17 protein-coding genes and 2 tRNA genes are annotated in these 16,150 nt (G+C 57.8%); 8 read left to right on the top strand and 11 right to left on the bottom strand.

Translation table 11 applies throughout. The features are described 5' to 3' along the window. Nucleotides 1–39: 39 nt before the first annotated feature. Both CL1_RS06165 and CL1_RS06160 read left to right on the top strand, forming a co-directional pair. Nucleotides 40–387: a CidA/LrgA family protein gene (locus CL1_RS06165; RefSeq protein WP_014789025.1), complete on the top strand. Its 348-nt coding sequence runs from the start codon at nt 40–42 to the stop codon at nt 385–387. Continuing rightward, on the top strand, nt 384–1,058 hold the full coding sequence (locus CL1_RS06160) for a CidB/LrgB family autolysis modulator (RefSeq protein WP_014789024.1): 675 nt from the start codon (nt 384–386) through the stop codon (nt 1,056–1,058). Before CL1_RS06165 ends, CL1_RS06160 begins: the two co-directional genes overlap by 4 nt. Here the strand turns inward: CL1_RS06160 and CL1_RS06155 are convergent. Together CL1_RS06155 and CL1_RS06150 are read right to left on the bottom strand one after the other, a co-directional pair. Then, the gene (locus CL1_RS06155; protein ID WP_014789023.1) at nt 1,002–1,463 is read right to left on the bottom strand and encodes a Tfx family DNA-binding protein; all 462 of its coding nucleotides are present in this window, start codon (nt 1,461–1,463) and stop codon (nt 1,002–1,004) included. The two genes, CL1_RS06160 and CL1_RS06155, sit on opposite strands and share 57 nt — an antisense overlap. Before the next feature lie 101 nt (nt 1,464–1,564). Further along, nucleotides 1,565–1,642, bottom strand: a tRNA-Tyr gene (locus tag CL1_RS06150). 70 nt (nt 1,643–1,712) lie between these two features. Here CL1_RS06150 and CL1_RS06145 point away from each other — a divergent pair. After that, nucleotides 1,713–2,291: an FYVE zinc finger domain-containing protein gene (locus CL1_RS06145; protein ID WP_014789022.1), complete on the top strand. Its 579-nt coding sequence runs from the start codon at nt 1,713–1,715 to the stop codon at nt 2,289–2,291. Beyond that, the gene (locus CL1_RS06140) at nt 2,288–2,851 is read left to right on the top strand and encodes an aldolase (protein WP_014789021.1); all 564 of its coding nucleotides are present in this window, start codon (nt 2,288–2,290) and stop codon (nt 2,849–2,851) included. Before CL1_RS06145 ends, CL1_RS06140 begins: the two co-directional genes overlap by 4 nt. Before the next feature lie 39 nt (nt 2,852–2,890). Here the strand turns inward: CL1_RS06140 and CL1_RS06135 are convergent, their stop codons facing one another. The 3 genes from CL1_RS06135 to CL1_RS06125 form a co-directional block, all read right to left on the bottom strand. Further along, nucleotides 2,891–3,142 carry a UPF0147 family protein gene (locus tag CL1_RS06135; RefSeq protein ID WP_014122777.1) on the bottom strand — a complete coding sequence of 84 codons (252 nt, stop codon included), beginning with the start codon at nt 3,140–3,142 and terminating at the stop codon, nt 2,891–2,893. 110 nt (nt 3,143–3,252) lie between these two features. After that, nucleotides 3,253–3,780 carry a cob(I)yrinic acid a,c-diamide adenosyltransferase gene (gene cobO / locus CL1_RS06130; RefSeq protein WP_014789020.1) on the bottom strand — a complete coding sequence of 176 codons (528 nt, stop codon included), beginning with the start codon at nt 3,778–3,780 and terminating at the stop codon, nt 3,253–3,255. Nucleotides 3,781–4,073: 293 nt separating this feature from the next. Continuing rightward, nucleotides 4,074–4,150: transfer RNA gene (locus CL1_RS06125), tRNA-His, on the bottom strand. A 139-nt stretch (nt 4,151–4,289) separates the two neighbouring features. Here CL1_RS06125 and taw3 point away from each other — a divergent pair. After that, the gene (taw3, locus tag CL1_RS06120; protein WP_014789019.1) at nt 4,290–4,928 is read left to right on the top strand and encodes a tRNA(Phe) 7-((3-amino-3-carboxypropyl)-4-demethylwyosine(37)-N(4))-methyltransferase Taw3; all 639 of its coding nucleotides are present in this window, start codon (nt 4,290–4,292) and stop codon (nt 4,926–4,928) included. Nucleotide 4,929: 1 nt separating this feature from the next. Here the strand turns inward: taw3 and CL1_RS06115 are convergent, their stop codons facing one another. The 3 genes from CL1_RS06115 to CL1_RS06105 form a co-directional block, all read right to left on the bottom strand. Then, complete coding sequence (locus tag CL1_RS06115; RefSeq protein ID WP_014789018.1) at nt 4,930–5,679, bottom strand: lipoate--protein ligase family protein; 750 nt, start codon at nt 5,677–5,679, stop codon at nt 4,930–4,932. Between the two features lie 652 nt (nt 5,680–6,331). Further along, nucleotides 6,332–6,805: a signal peptidase I gene (locus CL1_RS06110; RefSeq protein WP_014789017.1), complete on the bottom strand. Its 474-nt coding sequence runs from the start codon at nt 6,803–6,805 to the stop codon at nt 6,332–6,334. Beyond that, nucleotides 6,769–7,329: a DUF531 domain-containing protein gene (locus tag CL1_RS06105; RefSeq protein WP_048152404.1), complete on the bottom strand. Its 561-nt coding sequence runs from the start codon at nt 7,327–7,329 to the stop codon at nt 6,769–6,771. The genes CL1_RS06110 and CL1_RS06105 overlap by 37 nt, the downstream gene beginning before the upstream one ends. 62 nt (nt 7,330–7,391) lie before the next feature. On the opposite strand from CL1_RS06105, the gene CL1_RS06100 reads away from it, so the two are divergent. From CL1_RS06100 to CL1_RS06090, 3 genes are read left to right on the top strand one after another with little or no spacing between them, the layout of a single operon-like run. After that, nucleotides 7,392–8,471, top strand: a complete 1,080-nt coding sequence (locus CL1_RS06100) for a hypothetical protein (protein ID WP_237266227.1) — start codon at nt 7,392–7,394, stop codon at nt 8,469–8,471. 9 nt (nt 8,472–8,480) lie between these two features. Then, nucleotides 8,481–9,416, top strand: a complete 936-nt coding sequence (locus CL1_RS06095) for a dipeptidase (protein WP_014789014.1) — start codon at nt 8,481–8,483, stop codon at nt 9,414–9,416. A 40-nt stretch (nt 9,417–9,456) separates the two neighbouring features. Further along, nucleotides 9,457–10,317: a class I SAM-dependent methyltransferase gene (locus CL1_RS06090; RefSeq protein WP_014789013.1), complete on the top strand. Its 861-nt coding sequence runs from the start codon at nt 9,457–9,459 to the stop codon at nt 10,315–10,317. Here CL1_RS06090 and CL1_RS06085 read toward each other — a convergent pair. From CL1_RS06085 to CL1_RS06075, 3 genes are read right to left on the bottom strand one after another with little or no spacing between them, the layout of a single operon-like run. Then, the gene (locus tag CL1_RS06085; protein ID WP_014789012.1) at nt 10,314–11,711 is read right to left on the bottom strand and encodes a metal-dependent hydrolase; all 1,398 of its coding nucleotides are present in this window, start codon (nt 11,709–11,711) and stop codon (nt 10,314–10,316) included. The genes CL1_RS06090 and CL1_RS06085 overlap by 4 nt on opposite strands. Before the next feature lie 6 nt (nt 11,712–11,717). Then, a complete protein-coding gene (locus tag CL1_RS06080) occupies nt 11,718–13,040 on the bottom strand; it encodes a tripartite tricarboxylate transporter permease (RefSeq protein WP_014789011.1) in 1,323 nt (440 codons plus the stop codon). A 5-nt stretch (nt 13,041–13,045) separates the two neighbouring features. Then, complete coding sequence (locus tag CL1_RS06075; protein ID WP_014789010.1) at nt 13,046–16,009, bottom strand: OB-fold nucleic acid binding domain-containing protein; 2,964 nt, start codon at nt 16,007–16,009, stop codon at nt 13,046–13,048. Nucleotides 16,010–16,150 lie beyond the last annotated feature (141 nt).

Here is a 16,150-nt window from a genome sequence, read left to right as displayed (position 1 = left end):
TTCGAGGGGCTTTTAAGGAGAATGGCACTAAGCTAAACCATGAACCCATATCGAGGACTTGCCATAATCTTCGGCTTCTACGCCCTGGGCGAGTTCACGAGCTTCGCGCTCAACCTCACGATACCCGGGAGCGTCCTCGGCATGCTCTTCCTCCTTGGGGCGCTCCTCACCGGTGCCGTGAAGCTCGACTGGGTCGAGGACGAGGCGGAGCTGTTCATAAGGAATATGAGCGTCATGTTCGTGCCTCCGGGGGTGGGAATAGTGAGCTACATCGGGCTGATAAAGAGCCAGCTGCTTCCAATCTCCGTCTCCCTCCTCCTGAGCTTCCTGATAACGCTCCTCGTCACGGCGAAGACCGTTGAACTCCTCAGGAGGAATGAACCATGAACCCGCTGGGGATAACCCTCACCCTTGTGGTCTTCTACCTGTTCTCGGAGCTCCACTCCAGGAGGAGGGCGTTCTACACGAACCCTGTTCTCCTCTCCATAATCACGATAGCGGTTATCCTGAAATGGTTCGGAATCCCCTACGGGAGCTACATGGAGAGCGCGGCTATACTTAAGTTCCTCCTCGGGCCGGCCGTTGTTAGCCTTGCGGTTCCGGTCTACAAGGGCAGGGAGACGATAAGGGCATACTCAAAGGAGATAGCCCTGGGGATAGCCGTCGGTGGCACTGTTGCAATCCTCAGCGCCTTTTACATCGCCGAGCTCCTCGGCGGAAGTGAAGAAGTTCTCCTCAGCATAGCACCGAAGAGCGTGACGACGGCGATAGCGATAGGGATAAGCGACAAAATCGGCGGGATACCCTCCTTAACGGCCGTTCTCGTCATAACAACCGGCCTTCTCGGCAACGCCTTTGCCCCGGAGCTCCTCAACCTTTTCAGGGTGAGGGACAGAATAGCTAGGGGTCTCGCGACGGGAGTGAGTTCGCACGGCCTCGGGACGGCGAGGATAATACTGGAGGACGAGCTGGCGGGGGCTGTGAGCGGACTGGCGATGGCACTAAACGGAGTCTTTACCGCCCTCCTTCTTCCCCATCTCATCGAAATCCTCAAGTAGGCACTCGCTTATCCTGAGCCTGTCCTTGGCGTCGAGGAAGAGGGTGAAGTCTCTCTTGGCTATCCTGTCGGAGATGGGGGCGTGCTCAACGAGGAAGGCTATTATCTCGGCCGTACTGTAGGGAACCTTTATCCCGAGCTCATCGGCCTTCTCAAAGAGCCTGTCAGGGACGGAGAATATGTCCTCTCCCCTCTTCACCTCGACGCTGACCTTGGCGTTTATCTGCTCCCATATGAGGATAGTGTTCCTGGCCTTCTCGATCTTGTCCAGGGCGCGCCTCTCGAGAATGCTAACGTTGGCCCTGCTCGTGCCGAGGAGCTCGGCAATCTCGCTCTGCTTGAGCCCCCTGGCGCGGAGGCGGAGAATCTTAATCTGCTGCTCGGTGAGAAAGCTCCTCGCCGACATTTTAAACACCACAGTTTAACAAGGCACCGATGGTTAAAAGTTTTTCCGCGGAAAGGATAGGGCTGACTGCCGGGAAAGCGACTCAAAAAAGCGATTTCTGGTGGTCCCGCGGCCCGGATTTGAACCGGGGACCTGCGGATCTACAGTCCGCCGCCGCTCCCAGGCTAGGCTACCGCGGGACCCGTGCCCGTTCCATAGTGTCCCGGGTAGGTTTATAAATTTTTCTCCCGAGTTAGGTGGGGTGAGGACATGAAGCTCTACGAACCCGTTACCCTCGCGATGCCCCTGGCAAGAAAGCTCGGCGAGTTCATCGTGGAGAAGGGCCGACTGCCGAACGGAGAGGAGCTTAGGGCGGTTCTTCGCGAGATGGGCCTGGAGGAGAGCTGCCTTGACAGGAGCATGGCGGTGTTCCGGAGCAGATTCCTGGTGGCCATAGCGTTCCCCAGGGAAACGGTGGTCATCGACGTCATACCCTCGAGCGGAGAGCTGAGCGACGCGCTGGAGGTCATAGCGTACCGGGATAGGAAGCTGGAATCGTTCATCGTCGAGATAGTTCCTGCCAACGACCTCGAGTACGAGGGAAACATAGGGATCGAGCCCGTGATAATAAACGAGAAAAACCTCACGCTTGAGAGCAACCCTGTTCTGGGCCACTTCGAGGAGGACGGTGAGGGCCTCTTCCTTGTCATAGACCCAAAGACCCACGAGCGCTGGAAGAGCGAGGGAGACGTCCACGTCTGTCCCATCTGCGGTGGAGAGCTCGCCTGGAAGGGGAAGAAAGCCTACTGCAGGGACTGCGGCTATGGGGTGAAGGTGGTGGGAGAATGAGCAGGGCAATCAAAACCCAGCTCGTTAGGTACTCCAGAAAGGCCCACGAGCGCGGTTTGACGGCCGCCTTTGGCGGAAACCTGAGCGTCAGGAGCGGGGGTCTCGTTTTTATCAAGGCCACAGGGGCAGTGATGGACGAGATGACTGGAGAACAGGTGGCGGTGGTGAGCATAGATGGAAACCAGATTTCGGGAGTTAGGCCTTCCTCCGAGTACAGGCTCCACCTGGAGGTCTACAGGAGGAGGCCCGACGTCAGGGCGATTGTTCACCTGCACCCGCCGTACGCCATAGCGGCCTCCACCACGGTGGACGTGGAGCTACCGGTAATAACGCCGGAGGCAGAGATATACCTAAAAAGGATTCCAGTAGTCCCGTTCAGACCCGCGGGAACCCAGGAGCTGGCGGAGGTTGTTGCCGACGCCCTCTGCCACGCCGATGCGGTGATAATGGAGAGGCACGGCACGGTTACGGTCGGGAGAAGTCTCAGGGAGGCGTTCTACAAGGCGGAGCTCGTTGAGGAGAGCGCGAAGCTCTGGTACCTGAGCAAAAGGGACAAGTGAAGGAGCAGAAACACATAAATGAGCGTAAAAAGGAAACGCTCACTTCACCTGCTCGAGGGCGCCGAGAACCTCCCAGATGATGGTCCTCGTGTGCATCGGCATGTTCGGGTCCTCGCTGATCTCCTCGAGGATTGCTATGGCATCGGCCGCTCTAACGGCCGGCTCCTTGCTCTCGTCGAGGAGGACCTCGATGGCCTGCTCGGCGGCGCGCCTGATGTTCCTCGGGACGACCGTGTCCTGGACGACCTGCTCCTTGAGAACCTGCACAATCTGCTGAATCAGCTCGCTCATTCTATCACCCCCTTTTCTAAAGAATTGTTACTAAAATCCTCCCGGATTATCTTAAGCTTTCCTAACTAAAAAGCTTTTCGGTCAATGTCGAAACCGGAGGAAGGAAAGGGTTAGAACTCAACACCTTTCCTAGCCAGGATCCCCCTCTGGTAGGGGTGCTTCACCTCCCTCATCTCCGTCACGTAATCGGCAAGCTCGAACAGCTCCTCAGGACAGTAGCGGCCGGTCAGAACCAGCTCAGTGTTGGGGGCCTTGTTTTTGATCATCTCCCTAACCTCCCCCACATCGAGCATGCCGAAGCCCATGGCGACGCAGATCTCGTCGAGAACCACTAGGTCCCATTCCCCGCTCGAGACAACTTCCTTCGCGCGCTGGAGAGCTTTTTTGGCCGCCTCTATGTCGTCGGGCTCGGGCTTGCCGTGGACGAACTTTGGAAGGCCAAAGGACTCTATGACCGCGCCGCACTCCGCTATCTTCTTCTGCTCGCCGTACACATCGGGAGCCTTCATGAACTGGAGGATTATCACCTTTCCGCCGGAGCCGAGCATCCTCACGGCGAGGCCGAAGGCCGCGGTGGTCTTCCCCTTCCCGTTGCCGGTGTAAATGTGAACCAGGCCGAGCTTGTCTTTCCAGGACATTGACCTTCACCGGGTGGATATAATTGCCAGGGGTTTTAAGAGTGTTGGGTATGCTCAGGGAATTGGTCAAACTAGTGAACATCCCATCACTAGTGACGGGCCGTCACTTCCACAGTATGTAGGACGGCCGGGTACTAGACACATCAAAGTGTTCACCATTTCTCCCACTTTTTTCAGTATCCGCCAGTTTAGAAGGGTACACCCACAAAAGGGTCCCTGTGCTGGAAACCTTCAGACAGTAACGCCCGTGAAGTTGGCTTTGGAAGCTTTTTATTCGGGGAGAACAGTAATTCTGGGGCCGGGGCCGGGATTTGAACCCGGGCTAGGGGATCCACAGTCCCCTGTGCTGACCAGGCTACACCACCCCGGCCATCGCTAAAAGCTTTTGGGTTAGCTTTATAAAGTTTTCGACGGAACGGGCTGAAAGAGGGAGCAGAGACCTTTTACTTACCCCAATCCCAGGCTTAATGTCCCTTTCACCAAAACGAAAACGGTACGGAGGTTTAGGGATGAAAGCCAAGCGCGAGGCGCTCACGAGTCTCTTCACGGCGATGAGAGATGGAAAAGTAGACGAGGACATTATAGACCTTCTCCTGCTCATCAACTCCATCAAGGGAATCTACACCACCTCCTCCTGCTCGGGGAGGATTGGAATCCTCGAAGAACCGGCCCTTGGCGCGAAACCCCTCTCAAGGTGGCTGATAAAGGTTCACCGCGAGATGACGTTTGAAGAGGCAGATGAAGCGCTCAAAAAGGCAGAAAAAGGACTCATCTTCCTCAAGAGCCAGCCCCCGATTTTCCACGTCGTCGCCGAGGACCTGGAGAAGGCAAAGAGACTGCACGAGCTCGGCCTGGCGAGCGGCTTCAAGTACACGACCTTCAAGGTAATTTCAAACCGCTACCTCGTCGAGATAAACGCCACCGAGTATTTGACGGCCCCGCTCGGCAGGGACGGGAGAATACTGGTAGGCGAAGAATACCTACGCTTCGCGGTTGAGGTAGGCAACTCGATGCTGAAACGCTCAAAGGGCAGGCTTCCGAGGCTTGGGGAAAACTTCAGAAAACTGAGGAAAGAGCTTGGCAAAGACGAGCTGTTCTACGAGCTGGCCGGGAAGTTCGAGATAGAAAAGGAACGGAAACTGCCTTGAGCTAACGCATCTCGTTCCACTTGGGGTTTCCGTAGCGCTCCTCTATCAGCTTTTCCGCCAGCTCAAGCTCGTAATTCGTTAGCTCCCCCTCTTCCAGCTCGAACGCGGTAAAGAACTTGTCCTTCAACAGCTCGTAGGCCTCCCAGCGGTTCAGCCGTACTCCCTCGCGCTCAAGGGTTGTTACGCGCTCCCAGATGCTTGAAACGCCCTTGTCGGCGAGCTTTGCTTTGGAAACCCTCAGAACCTTCGCGAGGACTTCAACGCGCGTCGCGTACATGAATGTGCCGTGCTGAAGGATTATCCCTTTTCTACGCGTCTGGGCCGAACCGCTTATCTTTTTCCCGTTGGCGACTATATCGTTCAGTCCAGAGAAGCCAGCGTTCAGGCCGAGCTCCCTCAGGGCATCTACCAGGGGGCCAGCTAAATAGCGGTAGCTATCCTCGACGTTCCTGAGCATTGGATGGTGGTCCTCGCCGACGACCACCGAGTAGGTTATCTCCCCGAACTCGTCGTGGAAGACGCTTCCTCCACCAGTTATGCGCCTGACGACTGGAATCCCAAGCGCTCTGGCCTCCTCGAGGTTCACGTCGTGTATTACACTCTGGAATCGGCCGATAGTTACCGAACTCGGCGAGAAGGCGTAGAGTCTAACGGTGTCAGGAACCTTCCCCTCTATTCTGGCACGCATTATCGCCTCGTCTATCGCCATCTGAACCTCGGGTCGGGCAACTATGAGTGGAATGAACCTCATAACGACCACCAAGGTTAAAAGGTTGAGCAAGTTTTTAAGCCCAGCGATGATGAGGCCCAAGCCCTTCCGAGGTGACGATGAGGAGAGCGGTCACCACTGAGCGGATAGAAACTTTGCCTCCGCAAAGTTTCATCAAAGTTCGTGATTTCTTCGTGGAGATCTCTTGAGTGGGGTTTTCTTTATTTTCTGAACCTCTACCAACGCTCGTTTTTGATAGGGGTTTGCTTTTTGGATAAGCGCCCTTCGGGCGCTGGGAATAGAAACCCCCCCACGAACCAATTATGGAGTAGTTCCCAAAAAAGCTCCAAGTCAAGTAAACCCAAAATTAACCAGACAAACTCAATAAGAATCACGACTCCCACAAAAGAAGCAGAGAAATTTCAAAGGTTTGAGGGTACGAAGCAAGCTTTGACAAAGCTCCACCAAAGAGTTCGTAGCTCTTTGCAGCAGATTTTCATCAAGAATTTGTTAGGCAGGGTTCGTGGGGGTGTGGGGGCGAAGCCCCCCGGAGTTTTAAGAAAAAGCGGGGTCGTGGGGCGAAGCCCCACTCCGGGGGTTTAAGAGTACAGAGAGATAAGGGGGCGGAGCCCCCTTGTCTTTCGTAAGGTCAGGGGCCGATTAGCTCATCACGGATCAGATACCTACCCTCACATCATCCCAGGCCCAGGCTTTCCCGGATTTCCAGCGGTATGAGTCCTATCTTCGGAAGCACCAGCAAAGCTTTGTCCTCGACGGCGTAGGCCGGGACGCACGGCACCATACCGTAGGGGGTCGGGTATTCGGGGTCGGGCGCCCAGTTGTTGTCGCCCCATGTGAGGAAGCACTTCTCGGTCTTACCTCCGAGATTCACCTCACTTATCGCCCTCACCCGGTGGATTATCGGGTACTCATAGCCCGGGCGCTTGTAGACTATGACATCGCCCACGTGAACGTCGTCTATGTTTTCCTCACTTATGCCCTTCAGCAACACGACGTCGCCGCGGTAGAAAACCGGCTCCATCGAGCCACTAACCACTATGACCAAGGGCGAATCCGTGTGAAGGGCAACCTTAAGGCCGAACTGAAAGATGAATACCACTATGATAGCTATCAGTATCCACGCCGCGTCCCTTTTCCAGTCCTCCATTTCAGCGCCTCCATCAGCGTGCTTATTCTCACGGGTATGGCACCTATCGCGGTGCAGGTTTCAAGGCTCACCCTTCTCCCCGTTACGTCCATGTGGTAGCGGGCCAACTTAAAGATTTCCTTCGGAAGGCCATGCCTGCCGAGACCTATCAGGAGCAGAAAGCTCTCCCCACGAACCGCCCTCTCGGCAAGCTCAAGGGGCGTTATCTCCTTCTCAGCACCGGGCTTCCTCGTGGTGGCAACTGGCGTTCCGAACTGCGGCGGGAAGCCCCTCCTAGGAAAGTCGAGGAGGTGAAACCTGTTCCCCTCGGCCAGCTCGAGGAGGTACCTCCCACCCTCGCCTATCGTGGTGTGGCCGCTTATCTCCTCCGCGACATCTATGGGCCTGCCCTCGAACGGAAAGCCAACGAGGGCCAGATGAAAGCCGTAAGCGTAAGCTATCGGGCCAGCGCGGGCTATGGCGCGGAGATGGGCCTCGTGGAGCCTCTTCGGGTCGTAGGTGTTGTACAGAGCCATCGTCAGCATTGCCATGGTTGGGGATAACCAACAAACCTTTATAAGGATTTAGAACGAATCAAAAAGTTAGTATGACGACGCGAGAAGAGATAGAGATGCTCATTCGCAGGGGCTATTATGATGAAGCTCTCTCCGAGGTTGAAGAACTGGAGGACCCAATGGACAGGGTAGAGGTTTTGACGGACATCGCTGTTGTCATTCATCAGAGGGGCGGACCGGAGGACTGGATACCCAGCCTTATAGAGGACGCAATGTACATAGCTAAGAAGCTCAAGGATCCGGCCCAGAAGGCCGTGGCGTATTCTGTCATAGCCTCAGCCCTGGGGATAATAGGATACGAAGACGACGCCATGGACTTCTTCGGCAGGGCCCTCGACATAACCGACGACATAAAGAACCCGATAGAAAAAGGAATCGTTCTCTCGACCCTGGCCTACCATCTGGCCGTTGGGGGCTACCCTGAGAGCGCCCTGGAGGTTTTCAACGTCGCCTTTGACACGATAATAGGGGCCGAGATACCCTACACCCACAAGGTGGACGGGATAATAAGAATAGCCGAGTTGATGGAGAAGGCCGGAGACGCGCTTCCCTCAAGCAAAGCCCTGGAGTTCTACAAGATGGCCTTTGATATATTTGACAAACTCCACGTGAACCAGCGCGCGGCGGTTGTTGAGAAGAAAATCGATCTGGCCAAGACCGTCTACGAAGTTGGATTGCCCGAAGTGAGGGAGTCCCTGCTGAAGGGACGCTACCACTACGCCCTGGCGATAGTAGAGAAGAAGTACCATGGAGTCACAAGGTTAATCGGGGAACTTGAGATCTCCCTCTGGATGAAGAGGGTGAACAACTCCGAGTACTTAGATGTAGTGGACCGTGCCTTTGTAAAATGCGAGAACCCCGTCTTCACCGAGGCAAACGTTCAAAAGATAGCCAGCCTGCTGACTGAGATAGGCAGCCTCTCCCGGGCCCTTGAGTTCGCCATGGAAATACGGGACAACCGCAAGAGGAGCGAGGCACTCAAGGCCATAGCGGTTGAGCTGGCCAAGAGGCACGAGTTTGAAGATGCCAGAAAGGTAGTTGAGGGGATTCCAGATCCGGAAATCAAGGCGGAAGCCCTGACCGAGGTCGCGGCCATAGAGGAGAGCGTCTGAGGTGATCCGATGATTTTTGATGCACACTCCGATTTGCCCACACTTATTTACGGTGAGCGGAAGGCAGAAAAAACTCGCATCCTGGAGGAGAACTTCGGGCGCTTCTTCGCCCCGGGAATAGGCGCGAGGGTCATGGCGATATGGACAAGGCCAGAGAGGCGGGGCGATGCTACTGTTTACGGCCTCGAGGTCCTCAACGCTTTTCTGAAGGACGTAGAGGAGAGCGAGCACTTCGAGCTCGTGAAAAACGTTGGAGAGATGGGGAAGGCCATCAGAGAGGGAAGGGTCGCCCTCTGGCTCGGCCTGGAGGGAGGGGAACCCATCGGAGAGAGCCTCGACCTCCTCGAGGTCTTCCATCGCCTTGGACTGAGGGTTCTGACGCTCACCTGGAGCCTGAGGAATGCCATAGGTGACGGGGTCTTCGAGAGAACCAACGGCGGGCTCACCAACTTCGGAGTCGAGGTCGTTGGCAAGGCCGAGGAGCTTGGAATAGTGCTCGACCTCAGCCACATAAACGAGGCCGGCTTCTGGGACGCGCTGGAGGTGACCTCCTTCCCCGTCATAGCGTCGCACTCCAACGCGAGGAAGCTCTGCGACCACCCAAGGAACCTGACGGACGAGCAGCTGAAGGCGATAGCGGAGAGGGACGGCGTCGTTGGAGCGGTCGCGATACCGGGCTTCGTGGACAGGGAGAACCCAACGCTGGAGAAATACGTTGAACACATAATTTACATGGCAGATCTCATCGGCTACCGCCACGTTGGCCTGGGCTTCGACTTCGTTTACTACCTCAAGGGCTGGAGCGGAAAGAGCGTTGAAGGTTTTGAGGACGAGTCAAGGATTCCAGCACTCCTCGCGAGGCTGAGGGAGAACTTCAGCGAGAAAGAGGTCGAGGCCATAGCCTTCAAGAACTTCGAGCGCGTCTTTGAGAGGGTCGTGGGTTAGGTTTTTATCCCCCCGTCCCCAGCACTGCAGGGTGGGAGTTATGGATGAGCTCTACTTCCTGACAGCGAGGGAAGCCAGGAGACTGCTCTTTTCAGGGGGAACCGTTAAGCTCAACCTCGACCTTAGAAAAACCAGCAGGGCGTGGGAGATAAAACGGGAGGGAGAGGAGTTCATCTTCCCCGACGGAACGAGGGTTTCGCGGGACGTCCTGGAGAGGATCGCGAGGGACGAGGGGAGCGTTTACTTCGTGAGAGGTGGTGGGGTTTACAAAGCCGCCATCGCAGGAGAGCACTTCTACAAGCTCGTCCCGACGATTCCGCCGACGATTGAGATAAACGGCATCAGAATGCACAGGACAAAGGAAGTGAACCCCCTCCAGGACACGAGGAACAAGGTGAACGCGGTGAAGCCGAAAGAGGGCGAAACGGTTCTCGACACCTGCATGGGGCTGGGCTACACGGCCATAGAGGCCTCGAAGAGGGGAGCGTACGTCATAACCATCGAGAAGGACCCGAACGTGATTGAGCTTGCCAGAATAAACCCCTGGAGCAGGGAGCTCTTCACCGGCGGGAAGGTGCAGGTGATTCAGGGCGACGCCTTCGAGGTCGTGAAGAAGTTCAAGGACGAGAGCTTTGACGTGATAATCCACGACCCGCCGCGCTTTTCTCTGGCCGGCCAGCTTTATTCGGAGGAGTTCTACGGCGAGCTCTTCAGGGTTCTCAAACCCGGCGGAAGGCTCTTCCACTACGTCGGCAACCCCGGGAAGAAGTACCGGAGGAAGGACCTGCAGAGGGGCGTCATGGAGAGGCTGAGGAGAGCGGGCTTCGTCGGGGTTAGAAGGGTGGAGGAAGCGCTTGGAGTTGTGGCGAGAAAACCGGAAAACAAAAGAGGGAAGAATTAAATCCCTCCGACCTCCTCCATCTCCTCAAAGGCTTCGAGGTTCGTGTAGTAGTCCATGAGCTCGGAGATTTCCCTTCTAAGCCTGAAGCTCCTGACTATCGCTATGGCAAAGCCTACTATCGACGGCCAGGCCAGGAGGAGCAGCAGCTTGGCGTCGCTCATCGGTATCGGCCTCGGGTCGGTGAAGCGGTTGAAGTTCCATATCATGAAGGCTATCATCAGCCAGGCCGTTGAGAAGTTGGTCAGGCCGCTGCCGCTTTCTCCGAGCTTGAAGCCCGGAACGACGTCCTTCGTGATGGGAGGAAGCAGGTTGCTCCCCATGAAGCCGAGCTGGTCCTCGAAGACGTGGAGCCACTGGCCGATCATTGAGGCGAGTGCCAGCTCCGTCGCGTGCTCGTAGCCGATCAGCTTGAAGAAGGCGAAGACGACGAGGCCTATTATCATGCCCATCGTGAGGGAGTGGCTGAAGCCGTGGTGCCATGGAAGGAAGCGGTCCTTGACGACCGTCTTGCCCCTGAACTGGGCCCTCCTGAAGGCTATCTCCGGGCCCGAAAAGGAGTCTATCCTCGTGGGCTTGGGGTAGGTCTTGATGAAGGGCACGCTCACCTTGGCCACGCCGTACTTCCTGTACTCGGGCACTTCGCCACCTATCGCGACACCTCCAGGCGTTACTATCGGCCCCATCTCGACGCGGACTTCCCTCCTGGGCGGGTCGAGGTGGACCAGGAAGCGCCTGTAAACGTCGCCGGGCAGGCGAATGTTGTGTATCTTGACTATTCTCTCGCCCTCGCGGTAGGCCTCCTCGATGGCCCTCGCTATGGTGTCCGCTATGCCCTGCGGGTGGGGGGCATCGCTGACGACGAGCTTGAGGCCCTCCTCTCCGACATCGACGTAGCCGAAGACAAGCAGCTTCTTGCCCTCCTCGATCTTTCCGAACTCCTCCTCGAAGAACTCGTAGTCGTCGCCGAAGGCCTCGACGGTTATCTTCCCCGTTCCGTCGTTGAGGGTGAAGACTATGCTGTTGTACTCCTCCGTGACGGTCTCCTCGCTTCCGTCCTCGCGGAGGACCTTGTAGGAGACCTTCCCGGAGCCCCTGGCGAGTATATCCTCCACCGTTCCCTCGATGGCAAAGAACTGGTAGCGGTTTTCCTCGCTCAGCTCGCTTACCTTGACGAGCCTCGGCGCGTAGTGCTTCTTTTCGTCCCAGGGGGCGGGGTCTATCTCGTAGTCCCTCCTCGCCAGGAACTTTCCGAACTTGAAGTCCACGAAGTCGGGGAAGTAGGCGGAGGCGGCCGCGATGACCGGAATGAGTATGCCCAGCCTTAGATCACCGACGAGGGCGGCGAAGAAGGTCGCCGCCGCGAGGCCCGAGATGTAGTGGGTGAATCCCCTCATCTCACATCACCCCAGTCCGAGCAGGTGCATGAAGTAGCCGGTGTGGCCTGTCATGCTGATGAGCACGGGCAGGATAAGTCCGCCGAGGCAGTAGCTCCTCCTGGTGTTGAAGGCAGCCGCCATCAGGCCTATCGCCGTCGATACGAAGAGCACCGCCAGCCCCATCGGGCCGGTGAGGAGGTAGCTTATCACGACGAGCGTCACCGCAACAACGTAGGAGAGCTTCTTGATGTGGACGACGTTGAAGCTCTTGGCTAGGAACCTGGAGAGGTAGTAGGTGAAGAGGAAGCTTATGCCCGCGCTGAGCAGTATGGCACCTATCGCGGCCAGGTACTCCGCGTAGCTCTTGGGGGTGTAGATTGAGCTGACGAGCCACGCAGCCGCTCCCCTCGTGAGCCTCAGCTGGGGCAGGAAGAGGAGCGTGAAGGCTCCGACGTAGTAGATGACCCTGTTCACGCCCTGGCTTATGATGAAGGCGTCGTCTCCGCGCTGGCTGGTCATGTGGCCCGCTATCAGCGCTCCCATTCCTCCGGTGATTATCGGGTAGACGGCCGCTATTGTTCCTCCGAGGGCGCCGCCGAAGGTGGCCTTGAGGGTGTTGTAGAGGCTGCTCTCGACCCTGTCGTCGGGAACCTGCTCGAGCATCGGCGGGTTGGATAGTATGTTGAGTATCACCCAGGACATTCCGAAGAAGCCTATGAACATCGGGGTAAGGCGGGTGTAGGCGCTCGTCGTCGGCAGGAGGTTGGTGTTCATCACTATGAAGCCCAGCAGGCCCGAGAGGAAGAACACCAAGATTCCACCGAATATCTGCCTCCAGGCCAGCCAGAGCCTCTCAGCGGGTGTTCTTCCTCTGTCTCCCTCCTTGGGCCACTCGCTCATGAACATGAAGACCACTATCGCAACGAGGAAGTAGGTGATGTACGGACTGGTCGCCTGGTAGATGGGCGGGAGTATCCTCGGGAAGAGGAAGAGCGCTCCAATCACGAGGAACAGGGTTCCCGCTACCGCTCCGATGAGGTAGAGCAGGACCGCCTCGTGGCCCCTGCCGAGAAGGAGATAGCGCTGTGTGGGGAAGAGGAGGAAGACGGCGCTCTCGTCGGCGACGCTGAAGTAGACGCTCGATATCGCGCTCACGTAGGCGTAGGCGACTATGGCGCCGATGGCGAAGAAGGGGAAGGCCTGGACGGGCATCAGCTCGCCAACGCCGAAGACGGCAACGAGTAGGGCCATTATGTTGAATATGTGGAATCCCGGGATCCAGGATATGAGGGCGCCGAAGAGCACACCGGCGAGGGACCAGATTAAAAGGTCAGAGAGGGGGAGCATGGCCATCACCTCACCTCGATGCAGTCGGCCCTGTAAGGAATGACCTCAACGGTTCCCTTGTACTCGGCGACGTAGCCAGCAACCCTGACCGTCTGGCCCTCGCTGAGGTCGGGCTGGGCCACGCTCTTCGGTATGAAGACCACCAGCTCCCCGCTTCCGTCGTCGATGGTCAGCTTGACGAAGGTGCTGCCGGTGTAGACGTCCGTGATGGTCCCCTCAACGACCACGGTCTCCCCGAGGAGGTCGAGGGTAACGTCGCCCGTCCTTAATTCCTCCGCCGGAACCGCTTCAACGACGGTTATGGAAACCACCTCGCCGGCGTCGGCGTCGTAGGTTATCCTCAGCCTGCTTCCCGTTCCCGCCTCCCTCGGGTCCGGGAGGAGCTCCCTCGAAACCGAGAGCTCAGCGCTTCCGGTGGAGTCGTGGACCTTCATGACGTAGCCATTGTCGTAGCTCAGCCCGTCCCAGGTGACGGTGAGGTTCACCTTACCGGTCGCGTCCGGAAGCTCCGAGACGGTTATCTCCTCTATTCCCTCCACGGGTTCCTCCCCGATAACCACGGCATCGAGGTCGTAGACTATAACCTCTGCCTCGCCGTTGTACTCGTCCACGTAGCCGGCTACGGTGACGCTCTGGCCCTTCCTGACGCTCAGGTTGGCACCACCGGGTATGAAGACCGCTATTCCACCGCTCCCGTCATCTACCGTCAGCTTGAGGTTGCTTCCGAGGGTGAAGACGCTCGAAACCGTCCCGTTCACGGCCACGGTCTTGCCCTTCATCGAGAGGTCTATTGAGCCCGTCCTGACCAGCGGTGATGGCTTGGCCCTGGTGACGTTGAGGGAAGTTATCCTGCCGGAGAGTGGGTCGGCTACGATTCTCAGCTCGCTCCCGGTTCCCGCGCCGAGCGGGTTGGGCAGGAGGGAGCGCTCGACGAGCAGGGTTGCGCTTCCGGTGGAGTCGTGGAAGGTCAGGGCGTAGTCTGGTTTCTGGTACGATATGGAATCCCACGTGACCGTCAGGAGGAGCGGCTCCGTGGCGTTCGCGAGTTCGGAGACCGTGCCCTCCCTCGGGCCGGTTTCCTCGACCCTCTGGATCGAGGCCGGGTTGAAGAGCACCACCTCGGGCTCGTCGCGGTATATCTCAACGTATCCGCCGATCCGCACCAGGTCGCCCTTGGCAGGGACGTAGGTTAGCTCGTTGGCGGTTGAGCGCGGCACGAAGACAGGCAGCTCGCAGACGACTATCTTGAGGTTGCCACTGAGGTTGGCCACGTCGGTGACCCTGCCCACCACCTCAACCAGCTCTCCCCTCATCTCGACCGTGACCTCGTCAGGCCTGAGAGGAATCGGGGCTATCGGCACCTCTATGGTGAGGTTCTCGCCCTTCACGAGGTTCTCTCCAGCCACCAGGCCCCTGACGACGACCTGGCTTCCAGTTCCAGCCTCGAGCGGGTTGAGGTTCAGCAGGGCCTCCCTCGGGAGAGAAGCCTTGACGCCGTCCACCGTGAGGTAGTAGGTGCCGTTTGCGTAGGTCAGGCCATCGATGGAGCCGGCGAAATCGACGAGCTGGCCCTCGTAATCAGCGAGTTCGTCCGCGGTCACCCTCGGGAGCTCTATCTCCTCCGGCGGGAGCGGCTCTCCGAGGGCCCTGATCCCTTCCCCGGTGTAAACGACTACCTCGAGCCTTCCACGGTACTCCTCCAGGTAGCCCCCGACCTCCACGCCGAGGCCTACCTTGAGCTGGGCCAGGGTCTCGTTCGACAGCTCGGCGAGGGTGGCCGAGGGTATGAAGACGTCCATCCTTCCGGTGCCGTCGTCGATGACCAGCTTGAGGTTCGAGCCTATCCTGTCAACCTCCTCGATGTTACCCTTCATCACCACCAACGAGCCGCGCATGTCGATGGTCAGCGTCCCTATCGGCCTGAACTCGGGGTTCACGGGGCTGACGACTTCGAGGTAAGCCGCGACGAGCCTGCCGTCGTCCCCCATTCTTCCCGCAACCTTGACCGTGCTCTCGCTCGAGGCGTTGAAGGGGTTGAGGCTCGCGAGAACCTCGCGCGGCACGAGGGCGTCGAGGTAGCTGCTTCCGTCGGTGAGGGTCAGAACGTAGCGGCCGTTCTCGTAGGTTATTCCGGCGAGCGTCCCCTCAACGGCCATGACCATCCCCGGGTAGTTGGGTGCCTCGCCTATGGGCACCAGCGGCGCCTCCTCGATGGGAGTTATAGACAGCTGGGTGAGGTTCCTGACGACTATCTCCGGCGAGGTGCCCTTGTAGAGGTAGACTATCCCCGGGGCGTAGAGGGTGTCACCGACCTTGACGGAGAGGTTGTTGAAGACGAGGAGGACCCTCGGAACGAGCACCGAAACGAGGGAATCCCCGGTATCGACGGTCATCAGGTACCCGGAACTGACGTTGGAGAACTCGGTGACGATGCCCTCAACGGCCACGTAGGAGCCGCTCATGTTGGCGTTGAGGGACTTGACGATGGGCGGATTATCGGAGTAGAGTTTCGAGCGGAAATTCAGGCCGTCGAGGTACTGGAGCATCGAGTAGGTGTAGGTCTCCCTCACGCGGAGCTGGACCTCGGCCGTTATCTCGTCGCCGGGGAAGGGAACGAGCCCCCTCCTTATCATCTCGTCCGCCAGCGGGGAGTAAACGCGGACGTCGATCTGCCCGGTTCCATCGTCGACCGTGAAGGTGAGGCCGAGCTTTCCGCCGGTCTGGGAGACGTAGGGAACCGTAACGACCGTTCCGTTTATCCTGACGACGGCGTAGTTCATCAGGTAGTTGCCGTAGACGTCGCTCACCCTAACGAGCGGTGCCTGGGCGCTCTGGGCGGCAACGAGAAGAACGGCAACGCCGATGACTGAGATCAGAATCGACAGGTACTTGAGCCTGGAAACGTCCAGCTTCTTCTGCTCCTTCAGGCCGTGATAGTAGAGCTTCTTCTCACCCTTCTTTCCCGACATGAGCAGACCTCCGGATTATTTGACGTAGCAATCCAGTTGATGGGTGCTCTTTTTAACGCTTTCGTGCCAGATGGAGGCAGAAAAGGGCATACATGGGCAGGAAAGAACTTTACGATGGCAGAAAATAATTTAAATCAAGGG

This window comes from Thermococcus cleftensis, from assembly GCF_000265525.1.
Taxonomy (GTDB): domain Archaea; phylum Methanobacteriota_B; class Thermococci; order Thermococcales; family Thermococcaceae; genus Thermococcus; species Thermococcus cleftensis.
This window is presented reverse-complemented; position numbering and strand designations above follow the sequence as displayed.

Coding starts and splice junctions, on each gene's coding strand:
- CL1_RS06165 (WP_014789025.1), top strand. CDS start 40: ATGAACCCATATCGAGGACTTGCCATAATCTTCGGCTTCTACGCCCTG.
- CL1_RS06085 (WP_014789012.1), bottom strand. CDS start 11,711: ATGAGGGGATTCACCCACTACATCTCGGGCCTCGCGGCGGCGACCTTC.
- CL1_RS06095 (WP_014789014.1), top strand. CDS start 8,481: ATGATTTTTGATGCACACTCCGATTTGCCCACACTTATTTACGGTGAG.
- CL1_RS06080 (WP_014789011.1), bottom strand. CDS start 13,040: ATGCTCCCCCTCTCTGACCTTTTAATCTGGTCCCTCGCCGGTGTGCTC.
- CL1_RS06160 (WP_014789024.1), top strand. CDS start 384: ATGAACCCGCTGGGGATAACCCTCACCCTTGTGGTCTTCTACCTGTTC.
- CL1_RS06145 (WP_014789022.1), top strand. CDS start 1,713: ATGAAGCTCTACGAACCCGTTACCCTCGCGATGCCCCTGGCAAGAAAG.
- CL1_RS06100 (WP_237266227.1), top strand. CDS start 7,392: ATGACGACGCGAGAAGAGATAGAGATGCTCATTCGCAGGGGCTATTAT.
- CL1_RS06105 (WP_048152404.1), bottom strand. CDS start 7,329: ATGCTGACGATGGCTCTGTACAACACCTACGACCCGAAGAGGCTCCAC.
- taw3 (WP_014789019.1), top strand. CDS start 4,290: ATGAAAGCCAAGCGCGAGGCGCTCACGAGTCTCTTCACGGCGATGAGA.
- CL1_RS06115 (WP_014789018.1), bottom strand. CDS start 5,679: ATGAGGTTCATTCCACTCATAGTTGCCCGACCCGAGGTTCAGATGGCG.
- CL1_RS06140 (WP_014789021.1), top strand. CDS start 2,288: ATGAGCAGGGCAATCAAAACCCAGCTCGTTAGGTACTCCAGAAAGGCC.
- CL1_RS06090 (WP_014789013.1), top strand. CDS start 9,457: ATGGATGAGCTCTACTTCCTGACAGCGAGGGAAGCCAGGAGACTGCTC.
- CL1_RS06075 (WP_014789010.1), bottom strand. CDS start 16,009: ATGTCGGGAAAGAAGGGTGAGAAGAAGCTCTACTATCACGGCCTGAAG.
- CL1_RS06110 (WP_014789017.1), bottom strand. CDS start 6,805: ATGGAGGACTGGAAAAGGGACGCGGCGTGGATACTGATAGCTATCATA.
- cobO (WP_014789020.1), bottom strand. CDS start 3,780: ATGTCCTGGAAAGACAAGCTCGGCCTGGTTCACATTTACACCGGCAAC.
- CL1_RS06155 (WP_014789023.1), bottom strand. CDS start 1,463: ATGTCGGCGAGGAGCTTTCTCACCGAGCAGCAGATTAAGATTCTCCGC.
- CL1_RS06135 (WP_014122777.1), bottom strand. CDS start 3,142: ATGAGCGAGCTGATTCAGCAGATTGTGCAGGTTCTCAAGGAGCAGGTC.